At 71.5% G+C, this 4,566-nt stretch carries 5 protein-coding genes; 2 read left to right on the top strand and 3 right to left on the bottom strand.

Annotated features, from left to right (window positions below):
• Nucleotides 1–2,009: acyl-CoA dehydrogenase family protein (locus tag GH736_RS17790; protein ID WP_159605705.1), on the top strand; the 2,009-nt coding region annotated here is incomplete at its 5' end.
• 72 nt (nt 2,010–2,081) lie between these two features.
• The gene (locus GH736_RS17785) at nt 2,082–2,876 is read left to right on the top strand and encodes a TetR/AcrR family transcriptional regulator C-terminal domain-containing protein (RefSeq protein WP_159605703.1); all 795 of its coding nucleotides are present in this window, start codon (nt 2,082–2,084) and stop codon (nt 2,874–2,876) included.
• Here the strand turns inward: GH736_RS17785 and GH736_RS17780 are convergent.
• The 3 genes from GH736_RS17780 to GH736_RS17770 form a co-directional block, all read right to left on the bottom strand.
• A complete protein-coding gene (locus tag GH736_RS17780) occupies nt 2,854–3,027 on the bottom strand; it encodes an HPP family protein (RefSeq protein WP_159605701.1) in 174 nt (57 codons plus the stop codon). The two genes, GH736_RS17785 and GH736_RS17780, sit on opposite strands and share 23 nt — an antisense overlap.
• A 22-nt stretch (nt 3,028–3,049) precedes the next feature.
• Complete coding sequence (locus tag GH736_RS17775; protein WP_159605699.1) at nt 3,050–3,844, bottom strand: glycoside hydrolase family 16 protein; 795 nt, start codon at nt 3,842–3,844, stop codon at nt 3,050–3,052.
• The coding region (locus tag GH736_RS17770) for a malate dehydrogenase (RefSeq protein WP_159605697.1) at nt 3,841–4,566 on the bottom strand (726 nt) is incomplete at its 5' end. The genes GH736_RS17775 and GH736_RS17770, both read right to left, overlap by 4 nt.

Raw genomic sequence — 4,566 nt, 5'->3', positions numbered from 1 at the left:
AGCCGGCATCGCCGCGCGTCGACGTCGAGCGCCTCGGTCGCCAGCTGCTCGGCACGTGGGCCGACCTGCGCGTGATCGCCCGCGAGCGCGCCGCGCATCCCGACCTGCAGCGCATCGAGGGCCAGACGATGGCCGAGCACCGCGAGCGTGTGCTCCAGCAGCTGAAGATCCTCGTCGAGCAGGGCGCCGTGCACCGCGCCTTCCCGACCGAGGTCGGCGGCCACGACGACCACGGCGGCAACATCGCGGGCTTCGAGGAGCTCGTGCTCGCCGACCCGAGCCTGCAGATCAAGTCGGGCGTGCAGTGGGGCCTCTTCGGTGCCGCCGTGCTGCACCTCGGCACCGACTTCCACCACCGCACCTTCCTGCCCGACATCATGTCGCTCAAGGTGCCCGGCGCGTTCGCCATGACCGAGACGGGCCACGGCTCTGATGTCGCGGCGATCGGCACGACCGCCACGTACGACGAGGCGAAGCAGCAGTTCGTCATCAACACGCCGTTCCGGGGCGCCTGGAAGGACTACCTCGGCAACGCGGCGCTGCACGGCACGGCCGCAGTCGTGTTCGCCCAGCTCATCACGAAGGGCGTGAACCACGGCGTGCACGCCTTCTACGTGCCGATCCGCAACACCAAGGGCGGATTCCTCAAGGGCATCGGCGGCGAGGACGACGGCCTGAAGGGCGGCCTGAACGGCATCGACAACGGGCGCCTGCACTTCACGAACGTGCGGGTCCCTCGTGAGAACCTCCTGAACCGCTACGGCTCGGTCGCCGAGGACGGCACGTACTCGAGTCCGATCTCGAGCCCCGGCCGCCGGTTCTTCACGATGCTCGGCACCCTCGTGCAGGGTCGTGTCTCGCTCGACGGCGCCGCCACGTCGGCCGCCGCCATGGCGCTCACGATCGCGATCACCTACGGCAACCAGCGTCGCCAGTTCAACGCCGCGAGCGAGACCGACGAGGAGGTGCTGCTCGATTACCAGCGGCACCAGCGCCGCCTGCTGCCGAAGCTCGCGACCACGTATGCGCAGATCTTCGCCCACGACGAGTTCCTCGTGAAGTTCGACGCCGTGTTCTCGGGCAGGGCCGACACCGACGACGACCGCCAGGATCTCGAGACGATGGCCGCCGCGCTGAAGCCGCTCTCCACCTGGCACGCGCTGGAGACCCTGCAGGAGGCGCGCGAGGCGTGCGGCGGCGCGGGCTTCCTCGCCGAGAACCGCCTCGTCGGCCTCCGCCAGGACCTCGACGTCTACGTCACCTTCGAGGGCGACAACAACGTGCTGCTGCAGCTCGTCGCCAAGCGCCTGCTCACCGACTTCTCGAAGCAGTTCGCGAAGGCGGACGCCGGCGTGATGGCACGCTACGTGGTGTCGCAGACGGCCGAGCGCGCCTACCACGGCACCGGACTTCGCCGCCTGGCGCAGACGATCGCCGACTTCGGTTCCACCCGCCGCTCCGTCTCGGAGCTGCGCGACGAGGAGACGCAGCGGGAGCTGCTCACCGACCGCGTCGAGACGATGATCGCCGAGATCGCCGGCCGCCTCCGCGACGCGCGCAAGCTGCCCAAGGCGGATGCCGCGGCGGCGTTCAACCGCAACCAGAACGAGCTCATCGAGGCGGCCCGCGCGCACGCGGAGCTGCTCCAGTGGGAGGCGTTCTCGCGCGGCCTCGCGCAGACGACCGACCCGGGCACGAAGCAGGTGCTCACGTGGGTGCGCGACCTCTTCGGCCTCGGCCTCCTCGAGAAGCACCTCTCCTGGTACCTCATCCACGGGCGCCTGTCGCCGCAGCGAGCGCAGGCCGTGACCGCGTACATCGACCGGCTCATCGAGCGGCTTCGGCCGCACGCCCAGGACCTCGTCGACGCGTTCGGATATAAGCCCGAGCACCTGCGCGCGAAGATCGCGTCGGGCGCCGAGGTCGAGCGTCAGGACGAGGCCCGTGCCTACTATGCCGCGCAGCGGGCCGCGGGCACCCTGCCCGTGCCCGAGAAGTCGAAGAAGTAGCCTCCGCGATTCGTCGTCGGCCGTACGGAGTTGTCACCCCGCGCGGCCGACGGCGGCGGTAGGCTGACCGCCGTGCCGACCGAACCCCTCGCCTCAGGCGAGCCCGACCGAGCGCTCCGGCTGCTCTGGCGCGACCGCCTCGGCGAGCCCGTCGGCTCGAGGGGACCGAAGCAGCGCACGAGCGTGGACGCCGTCGTCGACGCTGCGATCGCGATCGCCGACGACGAGGGCATCGAGGTGCTGTCGATGCGCAGGGTCGCAGAGCGACTCGGCCTCAAGCCCATGTCGGTCTACACCTACGTGCCCGGCCGGGCCGAGCTCATCGACCTCATGGTCGATCGGGTGGCGGGGGAGCAGCCGCTGCCCGAGCCGGGCGGATCGCTGCGCACGAGGCTCGAGCAGGTGGCCCGCCTGACGTGGAACGAGTTCCTGCGGCATCCCTGGCTGCTCGCGATCGACACGAGCCGCCCTCCGCTCGGTCCCAACGTCTCGGACCGGTGGGAGTGGAGCCTCCGCGCCATCGACGGACTCGGCCTCAGCGATGTCGAGCTCGACCAGGTGATCACGCTCGTGACCGCGTACGTGGTCGGCCCCGCCCGCGCGTACGTCGACGCCGAGCGGCTGCATCGCGCCTCGAGCGAGAGCGACGAGGAGTGGTGGCAGCGCAACGCGCCCGTGCTCGATCGGGTCGCCGAGCCGGGTCGCTATCCCGTCGCGGCACGGGTCGGCAGGGCCGTGAAGGACCACGACGCGTCGGCCGATCCCGAGCGCGCGTTCGCCTTCGGGCTGGCGCGCGTGATCGACGGGATCGAGTCCTACGTGGCCGAGCGCGTGAAGCGGGGCGTCAGCGGGCCGGCGGCTTCATGATGGCGCCCGCCGCGAGGCCCACCACGATGCCGGCGGCGAGCCACAGCCAGAACCCCGTCCACAGGCTGACCCCCACGCCCACGACGGCGCCCACGACGAGCCCCACGATGATCTGGGTGCGACGGGCGGAGCTGCTGGATTCGGAGGCCATGCCCCAAGCCTAGGCGCGCGGGTCAGGCGGCTCGCGCGCGGTATTCGCGCACGTGCGCCACCTCGAAGACGAGCGGATGCGCGGACGTGTCGCGCGGGGCATCCGTCGGCAGCTCGTACACGTCGAGCATGAGCTGCACCGGGTAGTCGATCGACTGCTCGACAGTCTTCACGAGCCGGCCGTCGACGAAGAACCGGAGCCGGCCCGGCAGCCACTCGACCGCGTAGTCGTGGAACTGCGTCAGGTCGCCCTCGACCCGCACCTTCTCGAAGTCCTGCACCAGCCGGGGGTCGCGCTGGGGCTTGACGCCGAGGCCGACCAGCCCGCTCGCCTCGCCGATCTCGCTGCCGAAGATCTCGAAGATGCAGATCTCGCCGCAGTTCGCGCCCTGGTCCTCGAAGCCGACCGGCCAGAGCGCGACCATCGCCGAGGGGTGCCGGATGCCGCGGGCGCGCGCCTCGATGACGCCGAAGTGCGGCAGCCACAGCCGCTCCTCGTCCTGCGCCTCGCGCACGACCAGGCCGGCGCGGAACCGGTGCTGGCCCACCGGGCTGCCGACGGGGCCGGAGAACTGACCCGTCTGCAGGTGCGACACGCGCACCTCGCCGTCGTACTCGGGCGACCACGGCGCCGTGTCGGCGTCGATGCGGAGCTTCAGCGTGCCGCCGGACACCTCGAAGCGCGCCCGGGTGGCCTCGCGGGAGCTCCAGTGCGGCGTGTAGTGCGGCAGCCAGCGGGTGTCGTCGAGGTCGTCGCCGTCGAACTGCTCGTCGACGACGAGGTCGTAGCCCGAGAGGTCGAGCGCGGCATCCGTCATCGTGATCCTGAGATGAGGCCGAGGGAGCGCACGGCGTCGCGCTCCTCCTGGAGCTCGGCGACGGATGCCGCGATGCGGTGCCGCGCGAACGCGTCGAGCTCGAGTCCCTGCACGATGCGCCACGCGCCGTCGACGGACTCGACGGGGAAGGAGGAGACGAGCCCCTCTGGCACGTCGTACGACCCGTCGGAGACGACCGCGGCACTGGTCCACCCACTGGAGGTGCCGTGCACCCAGTCGCGCACGTGGTCGATCGTGGCGCTCGCCGCGGACGCCACCGAGGACGAGCCGCGCACCTCGATGATCTCGGCGCCGCGCTTGGCCACGCGCGGGATGAAGTCGTCGACAAGCCACTCGCGGAGGCCCTCGGGGCCACCCAGCCGGGCCTGGAGGAGCGCGGGGATCGACTGGCCTGCCGCCGTGGCGTGGGAGATGTCGGGGAACTGGGTGGCCGAGTGGTTGCCCCAGATGGTGACATCGCGGATCTCGCCGACCGGGGTGCCGACCGTGGGCGCGAGCTGGGCGAGCGCGCGGTTGTGGTCGAGCCGGGTGAGCGCCGTGAATCGGTCGGCCGGCACGTCGGGCGCGTGCGCCGATGCGATGAGCGCGTTGGTGTTGGCCGGGTTGCCGACCACGACGACGCGGACGTCGTCGGCTGCCCCCGCGTTGATCGCCTCGCCCTGCGGACCGAAGATGCCGCCGTTCGCGGCGAGGAGGTCGCC

It is taken from the genome of Agromyces humi, assembly GCF_009720255.1.
In the GTDB taxonomy this organism is placed as follows: Bacteria; Actinomycetota; Actinomycetes; order Actinomycetales; family Microbacteriaceae; genus Agromyces; species Agromyces humi.
Note: the sequence above shows the minus strand (reverse complement) of the source record. Positions and strands in the feature narration are given on the sequence as shown.

Coding starts and splice junctions, on each gene's coding strand:
- GH736_RS17780 (WP_159605701.1), bottom strand. CDS start 3,027: ATGGCCTCCGAATCCAGCAGCTCCGCCCGTCGCACCCAGATCATCGTG.
- GH736_RS17775 (WP_159605699.1), bottom strand. CDS start 3,844: ATGACGGATGCCGCGCTCGACCTCTCGGGCTACGACCTCGTCGTCGAC.